Annotated in this window: 24 protein-coding genes; 18 read left to right on the forward strand and 6 right to left on the reverse strand. The window is 72.8% G+C overall.

What is annotated here, in order from left to right; translation table 11 throughout:
* Window positions 1-25 precede the first annotated feature (25 nt).
* From truB to AC3YNX_RS09675, 10 genes are all read left to right on the forward strand, one after another.
* Window positions 26-1,000, forward strand: a complete 975-nt coding sequence (gene truB, locus AC3YNX_RS09630; protein ID WP_489995322.1) for a tRNA pseudouridine(55) synthase TruB — start codon at window positions 26-28, stop codon at window positions 998-1,000.
* Window positions 1,001-1,032: 32 nt separating this feature from the next.
* Window positions 1,033-2,013 (forward strand): bifunctional riboflavin kinase/FAD synthetase, encoded by a 981-nt coding sequence (locus AC3YNX_RS09635; RefSeq protein WP_489983878.1) that lies wholly within the window; start codon window positions 1,033-1,035, stop codon window positions 2,011-2,013.
* Complete coding sequence (locus AC3YNX_RS09640) at window positions 2,010-2,504, forward strand: helix-turn-helix domain-containing protein (RefSeq protein WP_489995323.1); 495 nt, start codon at window positions 2,010-2,012, stop codon at window positions 2,502-2,504. The genes AC3YNX_RS09635 and AC3YNX_RS09640 overlap by 4 nt, the downstream gene beginning before the upstream one ends.
* A gap of 174 nt (window positions 2,505-2,678) precedes the next feature.
* Window positions 2,679-2,948: a 30S ribosomal protein S15 gene (gene rpsO / locus AC3YNX_RS09645; RefSeq protein WP_127782386.1), complete on the forward strand. Its 270-nt coding sequence runs from the start codon at window positions 2,679-2,681 to the stop codon at window positions 2,946-2,948.
* A 264-nt stretch (window positions 2,949-3,212) separates the two neighbouring features.
* Window positions 3,213-5,492: a polyribonucleotide nucleotidyltransferase gene (locus tag AC3YNX_RS09650; protein ID WP_489995324.1), complete on the forward strand. Its 2,280-nt coding sequence runs from the start codon at window positions 3,213-3,215 to the stop codon at window positions 5,490-5,492.
* The gene (locus AC3YNX_RS09655) at window positions 5,489-6,877 is read left to right on the forward strand and encodes a M16 family metallopeptidase (RefSeq protein WP_489995505.1); all 1,389 of its coding nucleotides are present in this window, start codon (window positions 5,489-5,491) and stop codon (window positions 6,875-6,877) included. The genes AC3YNX_RS09650 and AC3YNX_RS09655 overlap by 4 nt, the downstream gene beginning before the upstream one ends.
* Window positions 6,878-6,891: 14 nt before the next feature.
* Window positions 6,892-7,644 (forward strand): 4-hydroxy-tetrahydrodipicolinate reductase, encoded by a 753-nt coding sequence (dapB, locus tag AC3YNX_RS09660; RefSeq protein ID WP_127782389.1) that lies wholly within the window; start codon window positions 6,892-6,894, stop codon window positions 7,642-7,644.
* Between the two features lie 10 nt (window positions 7,645-7,654).
* Window positions 7,655-8,116 carry a hypothetical protein gene (locus AC3YNX_RS09665; RefSeq protein WP_489995325.1) on the forward strand — a complete coding sequence of 154 codons (462 nt, stop codon included), beginning with the start codon at window positions 7,655-7,657 and terminating at the stop codon, window positions 8,114-8,116.
* Between the two features lie 38 nt (window positions 8,117-8,154).
* Entirely contained in the window at window positions 8,155-8,565 is a 411-nt protein-coding gene (locus tag AC3YNX_RS09670; RefSeq protein WP_127784684.1) for a flavodoxin family protein, read from the forward strand.
* A 78-nt stretch (window positions 8,566-8,643) separates the two neighbouring features.
* On the forward strand, window positions 8,644-9,507 hold the full coding sequence (locus AC3YNX_RS09675) for an LLM class F420-dependent oxidoreductase (RefSeq protein WP_489995326.1): 864 nt from the start codon (window positions 8,644-8,646) through the stop codon (window positions 9,505-9,507).
* Between the two features lie 11 nt (window positions 9,508-9,518).
* On the opposite strand, the gene AC3YNX_RS09680 is transcribed toward AC3YNX_RS09675, so the two are convergent.
* Window positions 9,519-10,019 carry a GNAT family N-acetyltransferase gene (locus AC3YNX_RS09680; protein WP_489983882.1) on the reverse strand — a complete coding sequence of 167 codons (501 nt, stop codon included), beginning with the start codon at window positions 10,017-10,019 and terminating at the stop codon, window positions 9,519-9,521.
* Window positions 10,020-10,072: 53 nt separating this feature from the next.
* Here AC3YNX_RS09680 and AC3YNX_RS09685 point away from each other — a divergent pair, with 53 nt between their 5' ends.
* A complete protein-coding gene (locus AC3YNX_RS09685; RefSeq protein WP_489995506.1) occupies window positions 10,073-11,308 on the forward strand; it encodes a winged helix-turn-helix domain-containing protein in 1,236 nt (411 codons plus the stop codon).
* 27 nt (window positions 11,309-11,335) lie between these two features.
* Here the strand turns inward: AC3YNX_RS09685 and AC3YNX_RS09690 are convergent, their stop codons facing one another.
* From AC3YNX_RS09690 to AC3YNX_RS09700, 3 genes are read right to left on the reverse strand one after another with little or no spacing between them, the layout of a single operon-like run.
* Window positions 11,336-12,121 (reverse strand): DUF4097 family beta strand repeat-containing protein, encoded by a 786-nt coding sequence (locus AC3YNX_RS09690; RefSeq protein ID WP_489995327.1) that lies wholly within the window; start codon window positions 12,119-12,121, stop codon window positions 11,336-11,338.
* Window positions 12,118-12,627 (reverse strand): toxin-antitoxin system HicB family antitoxin, encoded by a 510-nt coding sequence (locus tag AC3YNX_RS09695; RefSeq protein ID WP_489995328.1) that lies wholly within the window; start codon window positions 12,625-12,627, stop codon window positions 12,118-12,120. Before AC3YNX_RS09695 ends, AC3YNX_RS09690 begins: the two co-directional genes overlap by 4 nt.
* 46 nt (window positions 12,628-12,673) lie before the next feature.
* Entirely contained in the window at window positions 12,674-13,114 is a 441-nt protein-coding gene (locus tag AC3YNX_RS09700) for an SRPBCC family protein (RefSeq protein WP_489983885.1), read from the reverse strand.
* A gap of 173 nt (window positions 13,115-13,287) precedes the next feature.
* Here AC3YNX_RS09700 and galT point away from each other — a divergent pair, with 173 nt between their 5' ends.
* The 7 genes from galT to AC3YNX_RS09735 all read left to right on the forward strand — a co-directional run bounded on the left by galT (window position 13,288) and on the right by AC3YNX_RS09735 (window position 22,830).
* Window positions 13,288-14,439 carry a galactose-1-phosphate uridylyltransferase gene (gene galT, locus AC3YNX_RS09705; RefSeq protein ID WP_489995329.1) on the forward strand — a complete coding sequence of 384 codons (1,152 nt, stop codon included), beginning with the start codon at window positions 13,288-13,290 and terminating at the stop codon, window positions 14,437-14,439.
* Window positions 14,436-15,599, forward strand: a complete 1,164-nt coding sequence (galK, locus tag AC3YNX_RS09710) for a galactokinase (protein WP_489995330.1) — start codon at window positions 14,436-14,438, stop codon at window positions 15,597-15,599. Before galT ends, galK begins: the two co-directional genes overlap by 4 nt.
* Before the next feature lie 63 nt (window positions 15,600-15,662).
* Window positions 15,663-16,415, forward strand: a complete 753-nt coding sequence (gene thyX, locus AC3YNX_RS09715; protein WP_489995331.1) for an FAD-dependent thymidylate synthase — start codon at window positions 15,663-15,665, stop codon at window positions 16,413-16,415.
* A 43-nt stretch (window positions 16,416-16,458) separates the two neighbouring features.
* The gene (locus tag AC3YNX_RS09720; protein ID WP_127782399.1) at window positions 16,459-17,079 is read left to right on the forward strand and encodes a TIGR03085 family metal-binding protein; all 621 of its coding nucleotides are present in this window, start codon (window positions 16,459-16,461) and stop codon (window positions 17,077-17,079) included.
* Between the two features lie 84 nt (window positions 17,080-17,163).
* Window positions 17,164-18,084 carry a 4-hydroxy-tetrahydrodipicolinate synthase gene (gene dapA / locus AC3YNX_RS09725; RefSeq protein ID WP_127782400.1) on the forward strand — a complete coding sequence of 307 codons (921 nt, stop codon included), beginning with the start codon at window positions 17,164-17,166 and terminating at the stop codon, window positions 18,082-18,084.
* Window positions 18,081-19,979, forward strand: coding sequence for a ribonuclease J (locus AC3YNX_RS09730; protein WP_489995332.1), 1,899 nt, complete (start codon window positions 18,081-18,083; stop codon window positions 19,977-19,979). The genes dapA and AC3YNX_RS09730 overlap by 4 nt, the downstream gene beginning before the upstream one ends.
* Window positions 19,980-20,169: 190 nt before the next feature.
* On the forward strand, window positions 20,170-22,830 hold the full coding sequence (locus AC3YNX_RS09735) for a DNA translocase FtsK (RefSeq protein WP_489995333.1): 2,661 nt from the start codon (window positions 20,170-20,172) through the stop codon (window positions 22,828-22,830).
* A 39-nt stretch (window positions 22,831-22,869) separates the two neighbouring features.
* Here AC3YNX_RS09735 and AC3YNX_RS09740 read toward each other — a convergent pair whose 3' ends face one another.
* Window positions 22,870-23,424 (reverse strand): YbaK/EbsC family protein, encoded by a 555-nt coding sequence (locus tag AC3YNX_RS09740; RefSeq protein ID WP_127782403.1) that lies wholly within the window; start codon window positions 23,422-23,424, stop codon window positions 22,870-22,872.
* A 24-nt stretch (window positions 23,425-23,448) separates the two neighbouring features.
* Entirely contained in the window at window positions 23,449-23,955 is a 507-nt protein-coding gene (locus AC3YNX_RS09745) for an amino-acid N-acetyltransferase (RefSeq protein ID WP_206518109.1), read from the reverse strand.
* Between the last annotated feature and the right edge of the window lie 3 nt (window positions 23,956-23,958).

Below are 23,958 nucleotides of genomic sequence, written 5' to 3' on the forward strand. Positions count from 1 at the left end.
CGGCGGCTCTGGCAGGATCGGTGCAGTGTCCCAGCTCCCTGACAACGACGGCCTGACCGGCGCCGGCCTGCTCGTGGTGGACAAGCCCGCGGGCCTGACCAGCCACGACGTGGTGGCCCGCTGCCGCAAGCTGCTCAACACCCGCAAGATCGGCCACGCCGGCACCCTCGACCCGATGGCCACCGGCGTGCTGGTGCTGGGGGTGGAGCGCGCCACCAAGATGCTCGGCCTGCTCAGCCTCACCACCAAGGCCTACACCGCCACCATCCGGCTCGGGCAGTCCAGCAGCACCGACGACGCCGAGGGCGAGGTGCAGACGGTCGGCGACCCCAGCGGGCTCAGCGACGACGTCGTCGACCAGGTGATCGCCGGGCTCACCGGTGCCATCGAGCAGGTGCCCGCCACCGTCAGCGCCATCAAGGTCGACGGCCAGCGCGCCCACGCCCGGGTGCGGGCGGGGGAGCAGGTGGACCTGGCCGCCCGCTCGGTCGTCGTGTCCCGGCTGCACGTCAACGCCCGACGCCGCACCACCACCGCCGACGGCGACCCCGTGCTCGACCTGGACGTGGACGTGGAGTGCTCCTCGGGCACCTACGTGCGGGCGCTGGCCCGCGACCTCGGCGCCACCCTGGAGGTGGGCGGCCACCTCACCGCGCTGCGGCGCACCCGGGTGGGCTCGTTCACCCTGGAGCACGCCCGCACCCTGGAGGAGCTGGCCGAGGCGCCCCGGGTGAGCCTGGACGTGGACGAGGCGATCCGGGCGGCCTTCGGGTCGCGGGAGGTCACCGCCGAGCAGGCCGAGTCGGTCAGCCAGGGCCGCTGGCTGGAGCCGGTGGGGATCGAGGGGGTGCACGCCGCGGTCGGCCCGGACGGGCTGGCGGTGGCGCTGCTGGAGGAGACGGGCAACCGAGCCCGCACGGTGATGGTGGTGCGCCCGGCCACGCTGCGCGCCGAGCACCTCGCCCAGCACCGCTCCCAGCAGCAGGTTGGCACCAACTGATCCGGATCCAGGTCTGCCACTAGGGTGATGGTGTGCAGAGGTGGCGAGGACTTGACGGAGTACCGGCCGGGTGGGGGCGCTGCGTCGTCACCATCGGCGTCTTCGACGGGGTGCACCGCGGGCACGCCCAGCTGATCTCCACGGCGGTGCAGCACGCCCGCGCCCGCAACGTGCCGTGCGTGCTGCTCACCTTCGACCCGCACCCCGCCGAGGTGGTCCGCCCGGGCAGCCACCCCGCGCAGCTGAGCACCCTGGCCCGCCGGGCCGACCTGGCCGAGGAGCTGGGCGTGGACGTGTTCTGCGTGCTGCCCTTCACCGCCGAGCTGTCCCGGCTGTCCGCCGAGGGCTTCGTGCACGAGGTGCTGGTGGAGCGCCTGCACGCCGCCGACGTGGTGGTGGGGCAGAACTTCACCTTCGGCCGCGGCGGCAAGGGCGACATCGAGACCCTGCACCGGCTGGGGCAGCGCTTCGGCTTCAGCACCGACGGCGTGGGCCTGCTGGTGGAGCACGACGTCACCTTCTCCTCCACCTACATCCGCTCCTGCGTGGACGCCGGCGACGTGCAGGCCGCGGCCGAGGCGCTGGGCCGTCCGCACCGGTTGGAGGGGGTGGTGGTGCGCGGTGACGGCCGGGGCCGCGACCTGGGCTACCCCACCGCCAACATCGCCCCGCCGATGCACTCCGCCATCCCTGCCGACGGGGTCTACGCCGCGTGGTTCACCCTGCTGGGCAAGGGGCCCACGGTGGGCAGCGTGACCCCCGGCGAGCGCTGTCCGGCCGCGGTCTCGGTGGGCACCAACCCCACCTTCTCCGGCCGCACCCGCACCGTGGAGGCCTTCGTGCTCGACACCACCGCCGACCTCTACGGCCAGTACGTGGCAGTGGACTTCGTGGCGCGGCTGCGCGGCATGGAGAAGTTCGACCAGGTCACCGACCTGACGGCCGCGATGGCCCACGACATCGAGCGCACCCGGGAGCTGCTGGGGGTTGCGCCGGAGGGCGACCGGGGGTGAGCACGGCCGAGACGGTCCGCCGGAACCTGGACAAGCAGCGGGAGTACTACGGCGAACCGTTCGGCGAGCGTGCCCGCCGCCTGGTGGTGGAGTTCGACATCTCCCAGGCTCAGCTGGCCGCCGTGCTCGGAGTCAGCGCACCCATGCTCAGCCAGGTGATGAGCGGGCGCCGGCAGAAGCTGGCCAACCCGGTGGCGCTGGCCCGTCTGGTGCTGCTGGAGCGGGCCGCGCTCACCATCGCCGGGCAGGCGCGGCGCCGGCAGGTCCTGCACGAGGTGGCCACCGCGGCGCCGGCAGTGGTGGTGGCCCAGGCGGCGGGGGAGCGCGGGCCGGTGCACGCCGCCGTCGCGGCGGGAACGCCGTCGCTGGTGCAGGCGTTGCGCGAGCTGTGCGGGTCCGACGAGCTCGCCCGGTGTGCCCACCTGGTCGCGGCGGAGTCTCCGGTGCTGGCCAGGCTGTTGTCGCAGGCTGCGGTATCTGCTCCCTGCTAGTGTGGGCAGAAGGTGTGGCTGCGGTCCGTGGCGGCGACACCCGGCCAGCACTGGTCACGGCGGTCACTCAGGACCGCCCCGGTCGCCTCCGGCAGCACCGCGCAGGGCTCTGCTCCTGCCGGGTCCGCCCGGCGATCGTCCCGCACGGACGTCAGTGAACGAGGAGATCAGTACGTGGCGTTGAGCACCGAGGACAAGAAGGCCATTCTCAGCGAGTACGGCCTGCACGAGTCCGACACCGGGTCCCCCGAGGCCCAGGTCGCGCTGCTGACCAAGCGCATCCGCGACCTCACCGAGCACCTGAAGATGCACAAGCACGACCACCACTCCCGCCGCGGCCTGCTGCTGCTGGTCGGGCGTCGTCGTCGCCTGCTCAAGTACGTCGCCAAGGTCGACATCGAGCGCTACCGCTCGCTGATCGAGCGGCTCGGTCTGCGTCGCTGATGCAACCCGGTGGGGTCAGGCCTCGCGGCGTGACCCCACCGGACCGCACCACCTGCTCCACCAGAACCACCAGCTCCACCAGGGAACACTCCCACTCCGCCGCGCCGGAGCACGCGTGAGTCGGTCCTCGGTAGTGGCCCTCGGACGCCAGGCACACCTGGACGAGCCCGAGCGCTTCGATCGAAGGCCGCCGTCCCGCGACAGGTCCGCCCACGGACCGGGCGCGACGCGGAGGCAGACGAGGAAAAGACGAGAGGTAGCTACATGAGCGAGACCAACCAGAACGACCAGGGCTTCGAGGACGAGGGCGTGTACGAGGCCACCGCGGTCATCGACAACGGCACCTACGGCCAGCGCACCATCCGGTTCGAGACCGGCCACCTGGCCCAGCAGGCCAACGGCGCCGTGGTGGCGTACCTGGACGAGGAGACGATGCTGCTCTCCGCGACCAGCGCCTCCAAGCACCCCAAGGACCACCTGGACTTCTTCCCGCTGACCGTGGACGTGGAGGAGCGGATGTACGCCGCGGGCCGCATCCCCGGCTCCTTCTTCCGTCGCGAGGGCCGTCCCTCCACCGACGCCGTGCTCACCTGCCGGCTCATCGACCGGCCGCTGCGCCCCACCTTCAAGGCCGGGCTGCGCAACGAGATCCAGGTCGTCATCACCGTGATGAGCCTGAACCCCAACGACCTGTACGACGTGGTGGCCATCAACGCCGCGTCCGCGTCCACCCAGATCGCCGGGCTGCCCTTCTCCGGCCCCGTCGGTGGCGTGCGCGTCGCCATGGTCGACGGCCAGTGGATCGGCTTCCCGACCGTCGAGCAGCTCGAGCGCGCCACCTTCAACATGGTGGTCGCCGGCCGCATCGTGTCCGGCTCCGGCGCTGACGCCGACGTCGCCATCATGATGGTGGAGGCCGAGGCCACCGACACCGTGGTCGCCAAGATCGCGGACGGCGCGCAGGCGCCCACCGAGTCGATCGTGGCCGCCGGCCTCGAGGCGGCCAAGCCGTTCATCGCCGCGCTGTGCACCGCCCAGCAGGAGCTGGCCAGCAAGGCCGCCAAGCCCACTGGTGAGTTCCCGATCTTCCCGGCCTACGGCGACGACGTGTTCGCCGCGGTCGAGGGCTCGGCGTCGATCGACCTGGGCAAGGCCCTCACCATCGCCGGCAAGTCCGAGCGCGAGGACCGCCTGGACGAGGTCAAGGACCGCGTGCTCACCTCCATCGGCGACGAGTTCGCCGGTCGCGAGAAGGAGATCGGTGCGGCGTTCCGCGCGCTGACCAAGAAGCTGGTCCGCCAGCGGGTGCTGCGCGACAAGGTGCGCATCGACGGTCGCGGCCTCACCGACATCCGTTCCCTCTCGGCCGAGGTCGCGCTCATCCCGCGCGCCCACGGCTCGGCGCTGTTCGAGCGCGGCGAGACCCAGATCCTGGGTGTCACCACGCTGGACATGGTCAAGATGGCGCAGCAGATCGACTCGCTGGGCCCGGAGACCAAGAAGCGCTACATGCACCACTACAACTTCCCGCCGTACTCCACCGGTGAGACCGGTCGCGTGGGCTCGCCCAAGCGCCGCGAGATCGGCCACGGCGCGCTGGCGGAGCGGGCCCTGATGCCCGTGCTGCCCAGCCAGGAGGAGTTCCCCTACGCCATCCGGCAGGTCTCCGAGGCGCTGAGCTCCAACGGCTCCACCTCCATGGGCTCGGTGTGTGCCTCCACCATGTCGCTGCTCAACGCCGGTGTGCCGCTGAAGGCGCCCGTCGCCGGCATCGCCATGGGCCTGATCTCCGACCAGGTCGACGGCAAGACCGAGTACGTCGCCATCACCGACATCCTCGGTGCGGAGGACGCCTTCGGTGACATGGACTTCAAGGTCGCCGGCACCAAGGACTTCGTGACGGCGCTGCAGCTGGACACCAAGCTCGACGGCATCCCCTCGGAGGTGCTCGCCGCGGCCCTGACCCAGGCCCGCGACGCGCGCATCACCATCCTCGAGGTGATGGCCGAGGCCATCGACGAGCCCGACGAGATGAGCCCCTTCGCCCCGCGGGTCACCGCCATCAAGGTGCCCACGGACAAGATCGGCGAGGTCATCGGCCCCAAGGGCAAGATGATCAACTCCATCACGGAGCAGACCGGCGCCAACATCTCCATCGAGGATGACGGCACCGTGTACGTGGGGGCGGCCGACGGCCCGTCCGCGCAGGCAGCGATCGACATGATCAACGCCATCGCCAACCCCCAGCTGCCCAAGGTGGGCGAGCGGTTCCTGGGCACGGTCGTCAAGACCACCGCCTTCGGCGCCTTCGTCTCCCTGCTGCCCGGCCGTGACGGCCTGGTGCACATCTCCAAGCTGGGCAACGGCAAGCGCATCGACAAGGTCGAGGACGTCGTCAGCATCGGCAGCAAGCTCCGCGTGGAGATCGCCGACATCGACAACCGAGGCAAGATCAGCCTGGTTCCCGTCGAGGACGCAGCCGAGGCTCCGGCAGCCGAGGGTTCCGCTCCTCAGGGTTCTGCGCCTCAGGGTTCTGCGTCCTGAGCGCAGCAGACCGAGCAACCACCGCGGCGGTCGCGGGTGCACCCAGCACCCGTGACCGCCGCGGCGGCGTGTCCGGGGTCAGCGCCAGCACCCACACCACCGAGCTGATCGGCGGCGCGCGGCGCAGCGTGCTGCCCAGCGGCCTGCGGGTGGTCACCGAGCACGTGCCCGGGGTGCACTCCGCCGCGGTCGGGCTGTGGGTGGCGGTGGGCTCGCGGGACGAGGACCCCAGCGTGGCCGGGGCGGCGCACTACCTGGAGCACCTGCTGTTCAAGGGGACCCCGAGCCGCTCCGCGCTGGACATCGCCCAGGCCATGGACGCCGTCGGTGGTGAGCTCAACGCCTTCACCGCCAAGGAGTACACCTGCTTCTACGCGCACGTCCTGGACGCCGACCTGCCGATGGCGATCGAGCTGGTCAGCGACGTGGTGCTGCGCGGGGTGTGCGCGGAGGCTGACGTGGAGACCGAGCGCAACGTGGTCCTCGAGGAGATCGCCATGCGCGACGACGACCCCGAGGACCTGGTGCACGAGGCGTTCGCCGAGGTGCTCTTCGGCGCGCACCCGCTCGGCCGGCCGATCATCGGCAGCGTGGAGTCGGTGGAGGCGATGACGCCGGAGCAGCTGCGCACCTTCCACACCCGCCGCTACACCCCGCCGCGGCTGGTGCTCGCCGCCGCAGGCAACGTGGACCACGACGCCGTGCTGGCGCAGGTCACCGCCACCCTCGGCAGCCACCCCGCGGCGGCCCCGGTCGCCGTCCGCGGCGGGATCGCCGAGCTGGCCGGCCGGCCCGGCACCAGCGTCACCGAGCGGGACAGCGAGCAGGCCCACGTGGTGCTGGGCAGCCGGGGGCTGGGCCGCCACGACGAGGCCCGCTGGGCGCTGTCGGTGCTCAGCGCCGCCGTGGGCGGCGGCATGAGCTCGCGGTTGTTCCAGCAGGTCCGCGAGCAGCGCGGCCTGGCGTACTCGATCTACTCCAGCGTGGACACCTACGCCGACACCGGGGCGTTCTCGGTGTACGCGGGCTGCCAGCCGGAGAACCTCGGCGAGGTGGTGGCCGTGATCGACGAGGTGCTGGCCACCGTCGCCGCCGACGGCATCACCGAGGCCGAGCTGGCCCGCGGCAAGGGGCAGCTGCGCGGTGCGCTGGTGCTCGGCCTGGAGGACACCCCGTCCCGGATGAGCCGGCTGGGCCGCAGCGAGGTCAACTACGCCGAGCACCTCGACGTCGAGGAGACCCTGGCCCGCATCGACGCAGTCACCTGCGCCGACGTCGCCGCCGTGGCGGCGGACGTGCTGCGGCGTCCTGTCGGGGTGGCTGTGGTCGGCCCGTACGCTCACGCTGACGAGCTTCCCCACCAGGTACGTGCCGCATGCCGATGAACGGAGCAGGACAGATGCAGGAACCCACTCGGGTCGGAGTGCTCGGCGCGCGGGGCCGCGTCGGCGAACAGGTCTGCAAGGCCGTGGACGCCGCGGAGGACCTCGACCTGGTCGCCGCGGTGGACGCCGGCGACTGGCTGTTCAACGTCTCTGACGCCGGGGCGCAGGTGGTGGTGGACTTCACCCACCCCGACGTGGTGATGGACAACATCCGTTTCTGCATCGACCAGGGCATCCACGCCGTGGTGGGCACCACCGGCTTTGACGCCGACAAGCTCGACCAGGTGCGCACCTGGCTGGAGCCCAAGCCCGAGCTGGGCGTGCTGGTGGCCCCCAACTTCGCCATCGGCGCGGTGCTGTCCATGCGCTTCGCCAGCATGGCCGCCCGGTTCTACGACTCCGTCGAGGTGGTGGAGCTGCACCACCCGAACAAGGCCGACGCGCCCTCGGGCACGGCCGCTCGCACCGCCGAGCTGGTCGCCGCGGCGCGGGCCGAGGCCGGCATGGCGCCCATGCCGGACGCCACCACCAGCGAGCTGGACGGGGCACGGGGCGCCGACGTCGGGGGAGTGCGGGTGCACTCGGTGCGCCTGCGCGGGCTCATCGCCCACCAGGAGGTGCTGATGGGGACCGAGGGGGAGACCCTCACCATCCGGCACGACTCGCTGGACCGCAGCTCGTTCATGCCCGGCGTGCTGCTGGGCGTGCGTCAGATCAGCACCCACCCAGGCCTCACCGTGGGCCTGGAACACTTCCTCGACCTGTGACGGGGCAGCTGTGAAGGAGAAGCGCCTGGCGTGGCTGATCATCTTCGCCACGCTGTTCTACGTCGGCCTGGTCGGGTACTTCGGCATCCTGCTGGTGCTCGCCGGCGGCGTGGCCGCGGTGGCCATGGGCATCGCCGCACTGATCATGGTGCCGCTGGGGGTGTGGCTGGTGTGGGCGACGGTGCGCAACGGCATGCGCAACCAGGAGCTGGCCCGTCGGCTGCACGAGGAGGGCGGGCTGCCCGACACCTCCAGCATCCCGCGGCGCCCGTCCGGACGGTTCGAGCGCGATGCCGCCGACGCCTACTTCGCCGAGCGACGGACGGAGTACGAGGCCGACCCGGAGAACTGGCGCACCAGCTACCGGCTGGCGGTGGCCTACGACGCCGCCGGTGACCGTGGCCGTGCGCGCACCACCATGAAGCGGGCCCTGGAGCTGGCGGAGCAGGAGCAGCGCCAGGGCCAGCGGTGAGCACGCTGCTCGTGGTGCACCACACCCCGTCCCCGGGCATGCGCGAGCTGGTGGAGGCGGTGCTCGCGGGCACCCGCGACCCGGAGGTCACCGGGGTGCAGGTGCGCGAGGTCGCCGCCCTCGCCGCCACGGTGCCCGACGTGCTGGGCGCCGACGGGTACCTCTTCGGCACCCCGGCCAACTTCGGCTACATGTCCGGTGCGCTCAAGCACTTCTTCGACACCGTCTACTACCCGTGCCTGGGCACCGTCGCCGGCCGCCCGTTCGGGCTGTGGGTGCACGGCAGCGACGACACCGCCGGTGCGGTGCGCTCGGTGCTCAAGCTCACCGGTGGGATGGGGCTGGAGCAGGTGGCCGCACCGCTGGAGCTGTCCGGTGCGCCCGATGCCGCCGCCCGCGAGGCCGGCTACGAGCTGGGCGGGACGCTGGCCGCGTCGCTGATGGCCTGACTGTGGCGGAGGGAACAGCAGCGGCGGAACCGGGGTTCGACCCAGGGAAGGCCACACCCCCGAGCGAGTGGAGCAGAAGTGATTGACGACGCGACCAACAGCAGCCTCGGCCGGATCGGGGTGTGGCGCCCGGAGCGGCAGCTGACTCCGGAGCTGGCCGCAACCGTGGAGTCGCTGGGCTACGGCACCCTCTGGATCGGTGGCTCGCCGCCGGCGGAGCTGCAGGTGGCCGAGGACGTGCTCGACGCCACCACCACGATCACCGTGGCCACCGGGATCGTGAACATCTGGACCGACGGGGCGCAGGAGGTGGCGAAGTCCTACCACCGGCTGGAGGCCAAGCACCCCGACCGCTTCCTGCTCGGCATCGGCGTCGGCCACCCCGAGGCCATCGGCGACCGCTACGCCAAGCCCTACACCGCCCTGGTGGAGTACCTGGACGTCCTCGACGCCGAGGGCGTGCCCACCAACCGGCGGGTGCTGGCCGCGCTGGGCCCCAAGGTGCTGCGGCTGTCGGCCGCGCGCTCCCGTGGCGCGCACCCGTACCTGGTCACTCCCGAGCACACCCGTCGGGCCCGGGAGATCCTCGGCGAGGGCGTGCTGCTGGCCCCGGAGCAGAAGGTGGTGCTGGAGACCGACCCGGAGGCCGCCCGCGCCATCGGCCGCCCGCCGGTGGCCAACCCGTACCTGGGCCTGGTGAACTACACCAACAACCTGCGCACGCTCGGCTACACCGACGCCGACATCGCCGACGGCGGCAGCGACCGGCTGATCGACGCCCTGGCCATCCACGGCGACGCCGACACCGTGGCCCGCGGACTCACCGCGCACCTGGACGCCGGGGCCGACCAGGCGGTGCTGCAGCTGCTCACCGCCGAGGGCCAGGACCCGGTGCCCGGCTACACCGCCCTCGCCGAGGCGCTGGGTCTCACCCGGGCCTGAGGGGCGGCGGGTCACTCCCAGCGGGCGGTGAGCGAGCCGACGTGGCGCAGCTCGCGGAGCGCGTGGGGGCCGTGCTGGGAGGTGCGCACGGTGCCGTCGGGCAGCCAGCTGTGCCGGGGGTAGAACGCCCGGCCGGCGGTGTCGGCGTCCACCACCCACACCTGCCCCTGCAGGGCACCGGTGGTGCGCAGCCGGCCGGCCAGGCTGCCCAGCAGGCGCCCCCCGTGCCCACGCCTGGTCCAGCGCGGCTCGACCAGCAGGGTGCTCACCTCGTCGCCGGCTCCGGCGGTGAACCCGACCACCTCCTCGCCCTCGGTGGCCACCAGCACCTGCGCGTCACCGCTGCCGGTGACGGCGCGGTGCCAGGCCAGCGCGGCGGTGTCCGGGTCCAGCTCGGCGATGACGGCCGGGGGCAGGAACGCCGCGTAGGGGCCACGCCACACGGCCAGCTGGACGGTCGCCATGGCGGCGCAGTCGGCGGGTTGGGCGGGGCGAACAGCGGCGAGGGCCATCTGGCCAGGGTAGGTCGTCGGTGCGGCGTGGCAGGGTGGTGCGCGTGCAGGAGATGACGGCCTCGGCGGCGCGGCGCACTGCGCTCGCCGCGCAGGGATTCACCGACCCGCTGCCCACCGGCGCGCCCACCCGTCGGCACCTGACCCGGGTGGTCGACCGGGTGCAGCTGCTGCAGCTGGACTCGGTGTCGGTGGCCGTGCGGGCGCACTACATGCCGATGTTCTCCCGGCTGGGCGCCTACGACCGGGGCCTGCTGGACACCGCGGCGTGGAGCGACACCCGGCGCAAGCCCCGCCTGCTCACCGAGTACTGGGCGCACGAGGCGGCGCTGCTGTCGGTGCAGGACTGGCCGCTGCTGCGCTGGCGGATGCGGGAGCGGGAGAAGGCCGGCTCACCACGGGTGGACCGGGTGCTGCAGCGCAGCCCGGGGCTGCCCGACCGGGTGCTCGCCGCGGTGGCCGAGCTGGGCGGGGCCACCGCCGGGCAGGTGGAGGCGCACCTGGACGTGGCCGTGGCCGGCGGGCGGGGGCCGTGGTGGGACCGCACCGACACCAAGATCATCTGCGAGTGGCTGTTCGCCATCGGCGAGCTGAGCACCACCACGCGGGTCGGCTTCCAGCGCCACTACGCGCTGACCCGGGACGTGCTGCCGCCGGAGCTGCTGGCCACCGAGATCGGCGAGCCCGACGCGGTGCGGGCGCTGGTGGAGCGCTCCGCGCGGGCGCTGGGCGTGGCCACCGAGCCTGACCTGCGCGACTACTTCCGGCTGAGCCCGCGCCAGTCGAGCACCGCGGTGGCCGAGCTGGTGGCCGACGGCGTGCTGGAACCGGTGGCGGTGCAGGGCTGGAGGGCGCCGGCCTACCGCCACCGCGAGGCCCGCACCCCGCGGTCGGTGCAGCGGGCCACGCTGCTGAGCCCGTTCGACTCGCTGGTGTTCCACCGGCCGCGCACGGAGCGGCTGTTCGACTTCCGCTACCGCCTGGAGATCTACACCCCCGCGGCCAAGCGGGTGCACGGCTACTACGTGTACCCGTTCCTGCTGGGCGAGCACCTGGTGGCCCGGGTGGACCTCAAGGCCGAGCGCGACGCCGGCACGCTGCGGGTGCTGGGCGCGTTCGCCGAGCCCGGGCACCACACCGGCGAGGTGGCGGCCGCCCTGGCGGAGGCGCTGGCGGAGATGGCGGACTGGCTCGGGCTGCAGGGGGTGGCCGTGGAGCCGCGAGGCGATCTCTCCGCCGCTCTTGGGGCGTCTGCAAGTACCACCAAGCGCGCCCCGCGGCGTCTGTAGCCGCTACCCAGCGGCGGGGGAGGGCGGTCAGCGCGCGGAGTGCACCAGCACGGTGCCCGACCCGCTGCGTGCCCGCAGGTGAGCCTGGGTCTCCGGTGGCTCCACCGCCAGCACCTCCAGGTCGCTGCGCACCGCGCCCGAGCCCGAGCTGAGGTCGACCTGGGCCGTGACGCCACTGGCGATGCCGATGCGGAGGTCACCCGTCCCGCTGATCACCTCCAGGTCGTCGGCGGTGCTGGCCACGGTGACGTCGCCGGAGCCGGTGCGCACCCGCCCACCGCGGGGCAGCACCGCCAGGCGCACCTGCCCGGAGCCGGTGCGCACGTCCGCGCCGTCGAGCACGTCCTGGACGTCCACCTCGCCCGAGCCGGTGCCGATGTCCACCCGCTGCGCCACCCCGGTGACGTCCACCCGGGCCGAGCTGGTGCGCACCAGCACCCGGGCCAGGCTGGGGGCGCGCACGTGCACGTCCAGCGCGACCGCACGCGTCCCGACCGTGCGTGGTGCCCGCACCGTCAGGCGGGAGCGCTGCGGGGAGAAGTCCACCTCGGTGCTGGCCAGCGCCTCGGCGTCGGCGGCACCGGGCTCGGGCTCGGGCCGGTCGGGACCGCCCGCGCCCAGCAGCGACAGCACGCCGCTGAGCCCCTGGTGCCACCACGCACCCTGGCCGACCGCCACGGAGACCTCGACCACGCCCAGCTCGCGGACCAGCTCGATGCGCACGGAGCCGGTGCCCACCTGCACGTCCAGCTCCACCGGGCCCTCGCCCGCCGGGAAGTGCTCGGTGCGGGCGACGGGCGCGGGCTCGCTCATCCGCGCACCCAGCCGCGCAGCGTCTGGCCGGAGTCGGACACCGCGGGCGGCACCCCGGGGTCGCACAGGGCCCCCTGCACGGCCTGCGACAGCCAGGTGTTCAGCGAGATGCCGTCCTTGCTGGCGGCCTGCTCGGCGCGGGCCTTGAGCTGCTCCACCAGCCGCAGCGTCACCCGGCTCACGTCGCCGCCCAGGTCCTCCCGGCCGAACGTGCGGGCGCCGGGTGTCGCCGCTCCGGTGGTCGGGCCGGGCGGCGACGCGACGGGAGCGCCGCTGGTGACCACGCGGACGTCGCGCCCGTCCAGGCGCACCTCCACCACCCGGTCGCCGAGCGCCGCGGTCACCTCGGCGGCCAGCTCCGACAGGGCGGAGAGCAACATGAGCCGGGCAGCAGGTTCCAGCGCGCTGGCCAGGGCGGCGGCGGTGCGCTGGGTCTGCTCGTCGCCGAGCGCGGCGGCGGCGGTCAGGTCGTCGGCCAGCGCGGCGGTGTGGTGGCTGAGGTCCATGACGCCATGGTGGCACCACTCGGGGACGTCGGCCACGAGCGACGGCTCAGGCCTGGGACTCCACCCGCTTCTTCAGCGACTTGGTGGCCGTCTCCAGGGCACCCTTCTTCGCCTTGTTCAGCAGGAAGCCGGGCACCTTGATCTTGATGTCCAGCGCCAGCTCGAAGGTGACGTGCGTGGTGCCGTCGCCGTTGTCGGTGAGGGTGTAGGTGCCCTCCTGCGACTTCTGCTGGCTGCTCTCCACCAGCGACCAGCTCATCTTCTCGTTGCCGTCGAAGCTGTAGTCCACGACCTGCTCGTCGGTGATGCCCACCATCTGCATCGTCATCCGCACGCGCTGGGGGCGTCCCGCGTCGTCGGTGGTCTCCACGCTGGCCTTCTTGTGCGCCGACGACCACTCGGGGTAGCTGGCGAAGTCCTCCAAGGTGGCCATCACCGCCGCCGGGCTCGCCTTGATGTCGATCTCGTCGCTACCGCTGATGGCCATGGGCGGACTCCTTTGTCCTCGCTCGAGTGGGACGCGCTCCGGACCGCACCAGGGGAGATCCGGGTCACAGGTCGCAGAGCCTAACAACCAGGCACGATCCGTCCTTCGCCTTGGCCAGCCCCGTCTCGCAGCCACCGTCGCAGCCCGTCTCGGCGGTGCTAGCGTCCGAGCCCATGATCGTCACCCGCCGTCAGCTCGCCGACGGCCGCGAGATCATCTACTTCGACGACCCCGCCACTACCGGCAGCCGGGCGGCCCCCTTCACCCGTACCGCCACCGACCGCCGGGACCTGCCCGCGGTGGTCACTGACTCGCAGTGCCGGCGCGACCCGCTGACGGGGGAGTGGGTGGTGATTGCCGCGCACCGCCAGGACCGCACCTACCTGCCCGCGGCCGACCTCTGTCCGCTGTGTCCGTCCGCGCCCGGCCGCCCCACCGAGGTGCCCGAGCCCAGCTACCAGGTGGTGGCCCTGGAGAACCGCTTCGCCTCCCTGGGTACCTCGGCCGCCGTGCCTGCCCCGGACGCTGTGCCTGCCCCCGACGCCGACCTGCGCCCGGGAGTCGGCCGCTGCGAGGTGGTCTGCTTCACCAGCGAGCACCGGCTCACCTTCGCCGAGCTGGACCCGCGGCGCGTCCGGCTGGTGGTGGACGCCTGGGCGCAGCGCACCGCCGAGCTCGGGGCCCGCGCGGACGTCGCCCAGGTGTTCTGCTTCGAGAACCACGGCGAGGAGATCGGGGTGACGCTGCACCACCCGCACGGGCAGGTCTACGCCTACCCGTTCGTGCCGCCGCGGGTGCGCACCGTGCTGGAGCAGGCCCGCCACCACGAGGAGTCCACCGGGCGCAACCTCTTCGCCGACGTCCTCGCCGCGGAGCGAGCGGGGCCGCGGGTGGTCGCGGCCAACGAGCACTGGACCGCGTTCGTGCCCGCCGCCGCCCGCTGGCCGCACGAGGTGCAGCTGTTCCCGCACCGCCAGGTGCCCGACCTGCCCGCGCTCACCGACGCCGAGCGCGACGCCCTGGTGCCGGTGTACCTGGACGTGCTGGGTCGGTTCGCGCACCGCTTCGACACGCCCATGCCCTACGTCGCGGCGTGGAACCAGGCGCCCACCGGCCGGGGCTGGGACGCTGCGGGACCAGGCCCAGGAGCAGGGCCAGGAGCCGGGCGGCAGCGCTGGTGGCTGCACCTGCAGCTGTTCTCCTTCCGCCGCACGGCGGAGAAGCTGAAGTACCTGGCCGGCTCGGAGTCGGGCATGGGCGTGTTCGTCAGCGACACCAACCCGGAGACCGTGGCCGCGCAGCTGCGCGCGGTGGTGCTGCCGTGAGCGTGCCCGCTGGCGTGGACCCGGCGGCGGCGTTCGCCGCCCGGTTCGGCCGACCGCCGGAAGGGGTGTGGGCCGCGCCGGGACGGGTCAACCTCATCGGCGAGCACACCGACTACAACGACGGCTACGTCCTGCCCGTGGCCCTGCCGCACAGCACCGTCGCGGCGGTGGCCCGCACCGCCGAGCCGGAGCTGGTGCTGGCGTCGGTGCAGTACCCGGACCAGCCGGTGCGGGTGGCGCTGGACGCGCTGGCGCCCGGCGCACCCGACGGCTGGGCGGCCTACCCGGCGGGGGTGGTGCACCAGCTGCGGCGGGAGGGCCATCGCCTCAGCGGGCTGCAGGTGCTGGTGGACGGGCGGGTGCCGGTGGGGGCGGGCCTGTCCTCGTCGGCGGCGCTGACCTGCTCGGTGGCGCTGGCCCTGCGGGACTTGTTCGCCCTGCCACTGCGCCGCGAGGAGCTGGTGGACGTGGCCCGGGCGGCGGAGAACGACTTCGCCGGCGCCCCCACCGGGGTGCTGGACCACTCGGCGTCGCTGCTGTGCACCGCCGGGCACGCGCTGCTGCTGGACACCCGCGACCGCAGCACCACCCAGGTGCCGCTGGACCTCGCCGCCGCCGGGTTGGCACTGCTGGTGCTGGACACCGGTGCGCCGCACCAGCTGGCCGCCGGTGCGGGCCCCGACAGCTACGCGCGCCGCCGCCAGGAGTGCGACGAGGCCGCCGCCGCGCTGGGCGTCCCCAGCCTGCGCGAGGTGAGCGACCCCGCTGCGGTGCAGGCCCTGCCCGAGCCGCTGCGCCGTAGGGCCCGGCACGTGGTCACCGAGAACGCCCGCGTGCTGGCGGTGCTGGAGGTGCTGCGCTCCGGCACCGACCCGCGGGCGGTGGGGCCGCTGCTCACCGCCGGGCACCGCTCCCTGCGCGAGGACTTCGCGGTGTCCACCCCGGCGCTGGACGTCTGCGTGGACGCGGCGGTGCAGGCCGGGGCGCACGGGGCGCGGATGGTGGGCGGTGGCTTCGGTGGCAGCGCGCTCGCGCTGGTGGACGACCACCACGTCCCGGGCGTGCGGGCCGCGGTCACGGCGGCCAGCCGGGCCGCCGGCCATCGCGCGCCCACCGCGTTCGTCGTCGTGCCCTCCGCCGGGGCCCGGCGCGTGGAGTAGCCCCGACTATCGTCTGTGCACGCGGCCGCCGGCGCCGTGCCCGTGATCGGAGGAGGAGCAGCTGTGCCCCGGATCGTGCCGCTGAAGGTGCAGCTGGTCGCCAGGACCGAGTTCCTCCCGCCCGCCGACGTCCCCTGGTCCACCGACGCCGACGGGGGTGCCGCGCTGGCGGAGTTCGCCGGCCGCGCCTGCTACGAGAGCTGGTCCAAGCCCAACCCGGCCACCGCCACCAACGCCGACTACCTGGCGCACATCCTGGAGGTGGGCCACCTCGCGGTGCTCGAGCACGGCACCGCCAGCTTCTACCTCACCGGGGTCTCGCGCTCCCTCACCCACGAGCTGGTGCGCCACCGGCACTTCTCCTTCTCCCAGCTGTCCCAGCGCTACGTCCCCGAGGACGACAACCGGGTGGTCGCACCACCGTCGGTGGCCGGTGACCCCGAGCTGGAGAAGCTGCTGCTGGACGCCGCCGAGCAGAGCCGCACGGCCTACGCCGACCTGCTCGCCGCGCTGGAGGAGAAGCTGGTGGACGTGCCCAGCGCCAGCCTGCGCCGCAAGCAGACCCGCCAGGCCGCCCGCGCCGTGCTGCCCAGCGCCACCGAGACCCGCATGGTGGTCACCGGCAACTACCGCACCTGGCGGCACTTCATCGGCATGCGCGCCACCGAGCACGCCGACCTGGAGATGCGCCGGCTGGCCGTCGAGTGTCTTCGGCAGCTGCAGGGCGCAGCCGCTAGCGTGTTCCAGGACTTCCAGATTGCCACCATGAGCGACGGCAGCGAGATCGCCACCAGCCCTTTCGTCAACGAGGGCTGACGGCGCCGCGAACCGACGACCACCCACCCAGCGAAGGGCAGGCATGAGCACTGCACAGGACGAACGGGCCGCGCTGTCGGCGCTGCTGCTGGAGGTGGGCCCCGACGCCCCGACGCTGTGCGGGGGGTGGCGCACCCGCGACCTGGCCGCGCACCTGGTGCTGCGCGAGCGCCGCCCCGACGCCGCACCGGGCATCCTGGTCCCGCTGCTGGCCGGCTACACCGACCACGTGCAGGCCGGCATCGCCAACCGGCACTGGCCCACCCTGGTGGAGCAGGTGCGCACCGGTCCTCCGCTGCTGTCGCCGTACCGCCTGCTCGACGCCCAGGTCAACGGCCTGGAGTTCTTCGTCCACCACGAGGACGTCCGTCGGGCCGAGGGTGACTGGAAGCCGCGCCAGCTCGCGGCGGCCACCGAGGACGAGCTGTGGGGACGGCTCACGCTGGTCGGCCGGGTCGGCTACCGCAAGAGCCCGGTGGGAGTGGTGCTGCAGCGCCCGGGCGGTGCCACCATCACCGTCAAGGGTGGACCGCGCACGGTCACCCTGTGCGGGGAGCCCAGCGAGCTGGTGCTGCACGCCTTCGGCCGGGACGCGGTGCAGCTGGAGACCACCGGGGCCGACGTCGACGTCCAGGCGGTGCTGGGACTGGACCGAGCCTTCTAGTCGGTCGCGCCCGCCGCCACACCCGTGGCTGAACGGGACGTGCGTGTGCAGCGCTACCCAGGCCAACGGGTAGCGTGACCACCCATGACCTCCGGTGTTCCCTCTGCTGCTGCCGGGCGCCCTTTCGGCCGTGTGCTCACTGCCATGGTGACGCCGTTCACCCCTGACGGGGCCCTCGATCTCGATGCCACTGCGGCGCTGGCCGTCAGCCTGGTCAAGCAGGGCTGCGACGGCCTCGTGGTGTGCGGAACCACCGGTGAGTCGCCCACCACCACCGACGCCGAGCAGAACGAGGTGCTGCGGGCCGTGCTGTCCGCGGTGGGCCCGGACGTCGGCGTCATCGCTGGAGTCGGCACCAACGACACCGCGCACACCATCGAGCTCGCCCGCGCCGCGGCCGAGTCGGGTGCGCACGGGCTGCTCGTGGTCACTCCCTACTACTCCCGGCCCTCACAGGAGGGTTTGGTCGCGCACTTCGGTGCCGTGGCCAGCGCGACGGACCTGCCGGTGATGCTCTACGACATCCCTGCTCGCTCCATCGTGCCCATCGAGAACGACACCATGCTCCGGCTGGCTGAGCACCCGAACATCCTCGCGGTCAAGGACGCCAAGGGCGACCTGCGCGGGGGTGCTGAGGTGATCAGCCAGACGGAGCTTGCCTACTACTCAGGAGACGACCCGTTGAACTTGCCCTGGCTCTCAGTTGGAGCCGTAGGCTTCGTCAGCGTGATCAGCCACGTGATGGCTGGCCCGCTGCGTCAGATGCTCGATGCCTACGAGTCCGGTGACGTGGTGCGCGCCCGGCAGCTCAACGCCCAGACCCTTCCGCTGGTTCGCATCATGAGCCAGCTCGGGGGCGTCAGCTTCTCCAAGGCCGCGCTGCGCGTGACCGGTGTGGACGTGGGCGTGCCGCGCCTGCCGCAGATCGCTCCCAGTGCCGCTCAGCTCGAGCTGCTCTCCGCCGAGATGCGTCGCAGCGGCCTGCTCGTCGGCGGTGCCGCATGAGCCGGGGCGGCCGCGGCCGCCGCGGTGGCGGCAACGGCGGGAACCAGGGCGAGTCCAACCAGAACCAGGGCGGCCAGAACCAGGGTGCCCAGAACCAGGGCGGCCAGAACCAGGGCGGGCGCGGCCAGGGCGGCAACCGGGGCGGCGGCAACCAGCGTCCCGACGGCAAGCCCCGGGTGGACCCGACCGAGCGCCTGGGCCTGCCGCCCAAGCTGCCGCGCAACGGCTTGCGGATCGTGGCGCTGGGTGGCATCGGCGAGATCGGCCGCAACATGACGGTCTTCGAGTTCGGCGGCAAGCTGCTGATCGTGGACTGCGGCGTGCTGTTCCCCGAGGACGCCCAGCCTGGTGTCGACCTGATCCTGCCGGACTTCGGCCCCATCGAGGACCGGATCAACGACGTCGAGGCCATCGTGCTCACGCATGGCCACGAGGACCACATCGGTGCCGTGCCGTTCCTGCTGCGCCTGCGCCAGGACATCCCCGTCATCGGCTCCCGGTTCACCCTGGCGCTGCTGTCGGCCAAGTGCCGCGAGCACCGGCTCAAGCCCAAGCTGGTCGAGGTCACCGAGGGCGAGCGCACCACCAACGGACCCTTCGAGTGCGAGTACTTCGCGGTCAACCACTCCATCCCGGACGCGCTGGCCGTGGCCATCCGCACCCCCGCGGGCGTGGTGCTGCACACCGGTGACATCAAGCTGGACCAGCTGCCGCTGGACGGCCGCCTCACCGACCTGGCCGGCTTCTCCCGCCTGGGCGACGAGGGCGTGGACCTGTTCCTGGTGGACTCCACCAACGCCGAGGTCCCCGGCTTCGTCACCCCCGAGCGTGAGATCGGTGGCGTGCTCGACACCGTCATCGGCAAGGCCAACCAGCGGGTGATCGTGGCGTCCTTCGCCAGCCACGTGCACCGCATCCAGCAGGTGCTGGAGGTGGCGCACCGCTACAACCGCAAGGTCACGTTCGTGGGCCGCTCCATGGTGCGCAACATGGAGATCGCCTCCGAGCTGGGCGTGCTGGACGTGCCCGACGGCCTGGTGGTGAGCCTGGACCAGGCGACCAAGCTGCCCGACGACCGCCTGGTGCTGGTCTCCACGGGCTCGCAGGGCGAGCCGCTGTCGGCGCTGTCGCGGATGGCCCGCGGCGAGCACCGCCAGATCAACATCCGCGCCAACGACCTCGTGGTGCTGGCTTCCTCGCTGATCCCCGGCAACGAGAACTCCGTGTTCGCCGTGGTCAACGGCCTGGCCAAGCGTGGCGCCAAGGTGATCACCCAGCAGAACGCCAAGGTGCACGTCTCCGGGCACGCCTCCGCCGGTGAGCTGCTGTACCTCTACAACGCGGTGCGACCCACCAACGTGATGCCGGTGCACGGCGAGTGGCGCCACCTGCGCGCCAACGCCGCGCTGGCCAAGGCCACCGGGGTGGCCGAGGACCGAATCATGCTCGCCGAGGACGGCGTGGTGGTCGACCTGGTGGACGGCATGGCCGAGATCGTCGGCCAGGTTCCGGTGGGCCACGTCTACGTGGACGGCCTGTCAGTTGGCGACGTGGGCGAGTCCACGCTGTCGGACCGCCTGGTGCTGGGGGAGGGCGGCTTCATCGCCATCTCCGTGGCCATCGACTCCACCACCGGACGGGCGGTGAGCCGGCCGGAGCTGTCCGGGCGTGGCTTCTCCGACGACCCCAAGGCGCTGGAGAGCTGCATCGAGGTGGTGGAGTCCGAGCTGGCCCGCCAGGAGGCCGAGGGCATCACCGACAGCCACCGCATCGCCCAGGCGGTGCGCCGCGTGGTGGGCCGCTGGGTGGCGGACACCTACCGTCGCCGGCCGATGATCATCCCGACCATCATCCCGGTGGCCACCGCCCGCTCCGCCGCCAACCCGCAGGCGTAGCCGCACCCACCGGTCCCGGTCGTTCAGGGCCCTCGTCGTCCCGTGTGGGTTCCGCACAGGGCGAGGAGGGCCCTGACGCCGTCGAGGGCCCTGAACGCCGTCGAGGGTGCCGGGGCTGTGAGGTGACTCGCCCGGTGGCAGTGGTGTTGCAGGGGCGGCAGATGAGTCGCGTGGGACTACCGTAGGGCGCATGGCAGGCAAGGCACGCACCCGTTCCACCGCGCGCACGGGCGCGTCGCGGAGCAAGACCACGACCCGCGCGCGCAAGCCACCGGCCAGCCGCAAGACCACCGCGAGCACCCGCAAGACCACCGCGAGCACCCGCACGGCACCCGCGCGCAAGCCCGCCTCGCGCACCACCCGTACTCGCTCCACCCCGCGCACCGGCCCCTCCGCGGGTGCCACCGCGATGCGGGGAGTGGGCACCGCGTTCGGCGCGATGGCCAAGGGCGTGGGCGCTGGTGCCCGGGCGATCGGCCGCACCCGCGAGCTGGAGCACGCCCACCGCCGCGACGGCCTGGCGCTGTGCCTCATCGCCGTCGGCGTGGTGCTGGCCGCCGGGGTGTGGCTGCAGGCTGGGGGACCGGTCGGCTCGGCGGTGGACACCGGGGTGCGCACCATCATGGGCGCTGGGGCCTGGCTGGCTCCGCTGCTGCTGCTGGCCGCCGCCATCACCCTGATGCGCACCGAGCCCGAGCCCGAGGCCCGGCCGCGGCTGGTCACCGGGTGGTTGCTGCTCATCGTGGCCGTGCTGGGCGTGTGGCACGTCATCGGCGGCCTGCCGGAGACCATGGACGAGCGCCGACGTGCTGGTGGAGCAGTCGGCTTCGCCGCCGGTGGCCCGCTCAGTGCCGGAGTCACCGAGTGGCTGGCGGTGCCCCTGCTGGTGCTGGTGGCCCTGTTCGGCCTGCTGGTGCTCACCGGCACCACTGCCCGCGAGGTGCCCCACCGGTTGCGCCGGCTGCTCGGGGCGGACCGGTTCGACGATGAGCTGGGTGCCGAGGACGAGCTCGTCGGCGCGGAGTCCGACGGTGCGGACCTGCCCGGCCACGGCTGGCCCACCGACGACGAGCTGGCTGCCCAGCCCACCGAGAAGCTGCGTCGCCCGTCCCGCCGGCGCCAGGCCGCCGCGAGCACCGACGCCGCCGACACCCCGGCGGGGGTGCGCGGCAGCGGCGACCAGGACGAGCTGCCGTGGGACGCCCCCGTGGAGCCGGTGGCGCCCAAGCGGCCCAGCCCGGGACACTCCTCGCCGCAGGCCAAGACCCCGAAGGTGAGTGCCGCCGCGGTTCCCGCCGTCGTGCCGGCGCCGGTGGAGGACACCGAGCAGCTGTCGGTGCAGCGAGTGATCGAGGGCGACTACACGCTGCCGCCGGTGGACCTGCTGACCGTCGGCGACCCGCCCAAGACCCGCTCCAGCGCCAACGACGCCATGATCGAGGCGATCACCAGCGTGCTGGAGCAGTTCAACATCGACGCCGCGGTCACCGGCTTCACCCGCGGCCCCACGGTCACCCGCTACGAGGTGGAGCTGGGCCCGGGCGTCAAGGTCGAGAAGATCACCGCGCTGGCCCGCAACATCGCCTACGCGGTGGCCACCGACAACGTGCGCCTGCTCGCGCCCATCCCCGGCAAGTCCGCGGTGGGCATCGAGGTGCCCAACACCGACCGCGAGATGGTCCGGCTGGCCGACGTGCTGCTGGCGCCCAACACCCGCAAGGACCAGCACCCGCTGGTCATCGGCCTCGGCAAGGACATCGAGGGCAACTTCGTCAACGCCAACCTGGCCAAGATGCCGCACCTGCTGGTGGCCGGCTCCACCGGTTCCGGAAAGTCGTCCTTCGTCAACTCCATGCTGGTCTCGCTGCTGTCGCGGGCCACCCCCGACGAGGTGCGGCTCATCCTCATCGACCCCAAGATGGTGGAGCTCACCCCGTACGAGGGCATCCCGCACCTGATCACGCCCATCATCACCCAGCCCAAGAAGGCGGCCTCCGCGCTGGCCTGGTTGGTGGAGGAGATGGAGCAGCGCTACCAGGACATGCAGGTCAACCGGGTGCGCCACATCGACGACTTCAACACCAAGGTGCGCTCCGGGGAGATCACCGCGCCGCTGGGCAGCGAGCGGGTCTACCGCCCCTACCCCTACATCCTGGCCATCGTGGACGAGCTCGCGGACCTGATGATGACGGCCCCGCGGGACGTGGAGGACGCCATCGTCCGCATCACCCAGAAGGCCCGTGCGGCGGGCATCCACCTGGTGCTGGCCACCCAGCGCCCCTCGGTGGACGTGGTCACCGGTCTGATCAAGACCAACGTGCCGTCCCGGCTGGCCTTCGCCACGTCCTCGCTCACCGACAGCCGGGTCATCCTGGACCAGCCGGGTGCGGAGAAGCTCATCGGCATGGGTGACGCGCTGTTCCTGCCCATGGGCGCCGGGCGCCCGGTCCGCCTGCAGGGTGCGTTCATCACCGACGAGGAGATCAGCGCCGTCGTCGAGTACACCAAGACGCAGGCGGAGCCGGAGTACACCGACGGGGTGACCGTGCAGAAGACGGCCGCGGCCAAGGACGTCGATCCCGACATCGGCGAGGACATGGACGTGCTGCTGCAGGCCATCGAGCTGGTGGTGACCAGCCAGTTCGGCTCCACCTCGATGCTGCAGCGCAAGCTGCGGGTGGGCTTCGCCAAGGCCGGCCGGCTGATGGACCTGATGGAGACCCGCGGCGTGGTGGGGCCCAGCGAGGGTTCCAAGGCGCGCGACGTGCTGGTCAAGCCGGAGGAGCTGGACGGGCTGCTGTGGTCGGTGCGCGGCGGCGATCCCGCCGAGGCCACCGCCGACACCGACTAGGACCGCCGACACCGACTAGGACCGCCGACACCGACCAGCTCAGGCGGCCAGCCCGGTGAGCACCTGCACGCCGGGAAGCTGGGCGACGGCGCTGCCGGGCAGGATCAGCTTGCCTCGGCGACGACCGCTGCCCACCAGCACGTGCGGGGCGGCCACGACGGCGGCGTCCACCAGCAGCGGCCACGACGGCGGCAGCCCCACCGGGGTGATGCCCCCGTGCTCCATCCCGGTCTCGGCCACCGCGGTGTCCATCGCCGCGAACGAGGCCTTGCGGGCACCGAGGTGCTGGCGGACCGTGCGGTTGACGTCCACCCGGGTGTCCGACAGCGCCAGGCAGGCGGCCAGGCTCACCTCGCCGCCGCGGCGGGCCGCGACCACCACGCAGTTCGCTGACGCCTGCAGGGGCACGTCGTAGGCGGCGCAGAACACCGCGGTGTCGGCCTTGTCCGGGTCGGTGTCCACGTAGAGCACCGTGGCGGCGGCGTCCCAGCTGCGCAGCGCCTCGGCCACCGCCGGTGCCAGCGTCTCGGCCACCTCCAGCGCCGGCTGCGCGGTGGCGAACGTCCCGAACGGCGGTGCCACGAAGCTGCTCATGGCAGGCGACTGTAGCGAGGCGCGCTAGAGGGTGAGCAGCATCCGAGTGTTGCCCAGGGTGTTCGGCTTGACCGTGCTCAGGTCGAGGAACTCCGCGACGCCGGAGTCGTAGGAGCGCAGCATCTGGGCGTAGACCTCGGCGTCCACCGGGGTGCCCTCGATCTCGACGAAGCCGTGCTGGGCGAAGAAGCGCACCTCGAAGGTGAGCACGAACACCCTGCTGAGCTCCAGGTCGCGGGCCACCTCCAGCAGCTTCGCCACGATGCGGTGGCCGATGCCGTGGCCCAGGTACGGCGGGTCGACCGCCACGGTGCGCACCTCGCCGAGGTCCGACCACAGCACGTGCAGCGCCCCACACCCCACGACGGTGTTGCCGCACTCGGCAACCCAGAACTCCTGCACCGACTCGTAGAGGGTGACCAGCGGCTTGGAGAGCAGGATGCGGCCGGCGTAGCGGTCGACGAGGTTCTTGATGGCCGGGACGTCGGAGGTGCGCGCCCGACGCACGAGCACGTCTCCGCCTGAGGTCATGAT

This window comes from Rhodococcus sp. Z13_19A (assembly GCF_058133575.1).

Coding starts and splice junctions, on each gene's coding strand:
- AC3YNX_RS09745 (WP_206518109.1), bottom strand. CDS start 23,955: ATGACCTCAGGCGGAGACGTGCTCGTGCGTCGGGCGCGCACCTCCGAC.
- galT (WP_489995329.1), top strand. CDS start 13,288: ATGATCGTCACCCGCCGTCAGCTCGCCGACGGCCGCGAGATCATCTAC.
- AC3YNX_RS09730 (WP_489995332.1), top strand. CDS start 18,081: ATGAGCCGGGGCGGCCGCGGCCGCCGCGGTGGCGGCAACGGCGGGAAC.
- AC3YNX_RS09685 (WP_489995506.1), top strand. CDS start 10,073: ATGACGGCCTCGGCGGCGCGGCGCACTGCGCTCGCCGCGCAGGGATTC.
- dapA (WP_127782400.1), top strand. CDS start 17,164: ATGACCTCCGGTGTTCCCTCTGCTGCTGCCGGGCGCCCTTTCGGCCGT.
- AC3YNX_RS09695 (WP_489995328.1), bottom strand. CDS start 12,627: ATGGACCTCAGCCACCACACCGCCGCGCTGGCCGACGACCTGACCGCC.
- AC3YNX_RS09680 (WP_489983882.1), bottom strand. CDS start 10,019: ATGGCCCTCGCCGCTGTTCGCCCCGCCCAACCCGCCGACTGCGCCGCC.
- AC3YNX_RS09720 (WP_127782399.1), top strand. CDS start 16,459: ATGAGCACTGCACAGGACGAACGGGCCGCGCTGTCGGCGCTGCTGCTG.
- AC3YNX_RS09670 (WP_127784684.1), top strand. CDS start 8,155: ATGCGCGAGCTGGTGGAGGCGGTGCTCGCGGGCACCCGCGACCCGGAG.
- AC3YNX_RS09690 (WP_489995327.1), bottom strand. CDS start 12,121: ATGAGCGAGCCCGCGCCCGTCGCCCGCACCGAGCACTTCCCGGCGGGC.
- AC3YNX_RS09740 (WP_127782403.1), bottom strand. CDS start 23,424: ATGAGCAGCTTCGTGGCACCGCCGTTCGGGACGTTCGCCACCGCGCAG.
- AC3YNX_RS09700 (WP_489983885.1), bottom strand. CDS start 13,114: ATGGCCATCAGCGGTAGCGACGAGATCGACATCAAGGCGAGCCCGGCG.
- AC3YNX_RS09650 (WP_489995324.1), top strand. CDS start 3,213: ATGAGCGAGACCAACCAGAACGACCAGGGCTTCGAGGACGAGGGCGTG.
- dapB (WP_127782389.1), top strand. CDS start 6,892: ATGCAGGAACCCACTCGGGTCGGAGTGCTCGGCGCGCGGGGCCGCGTC.
- AC3YNX_RS09735 (WP_489995333.1), top strand. CDS start 20,170: ATGGCAGGCAAGGCACGCACCCGTTCCACCGCGCGCACGGGCGCGTCG.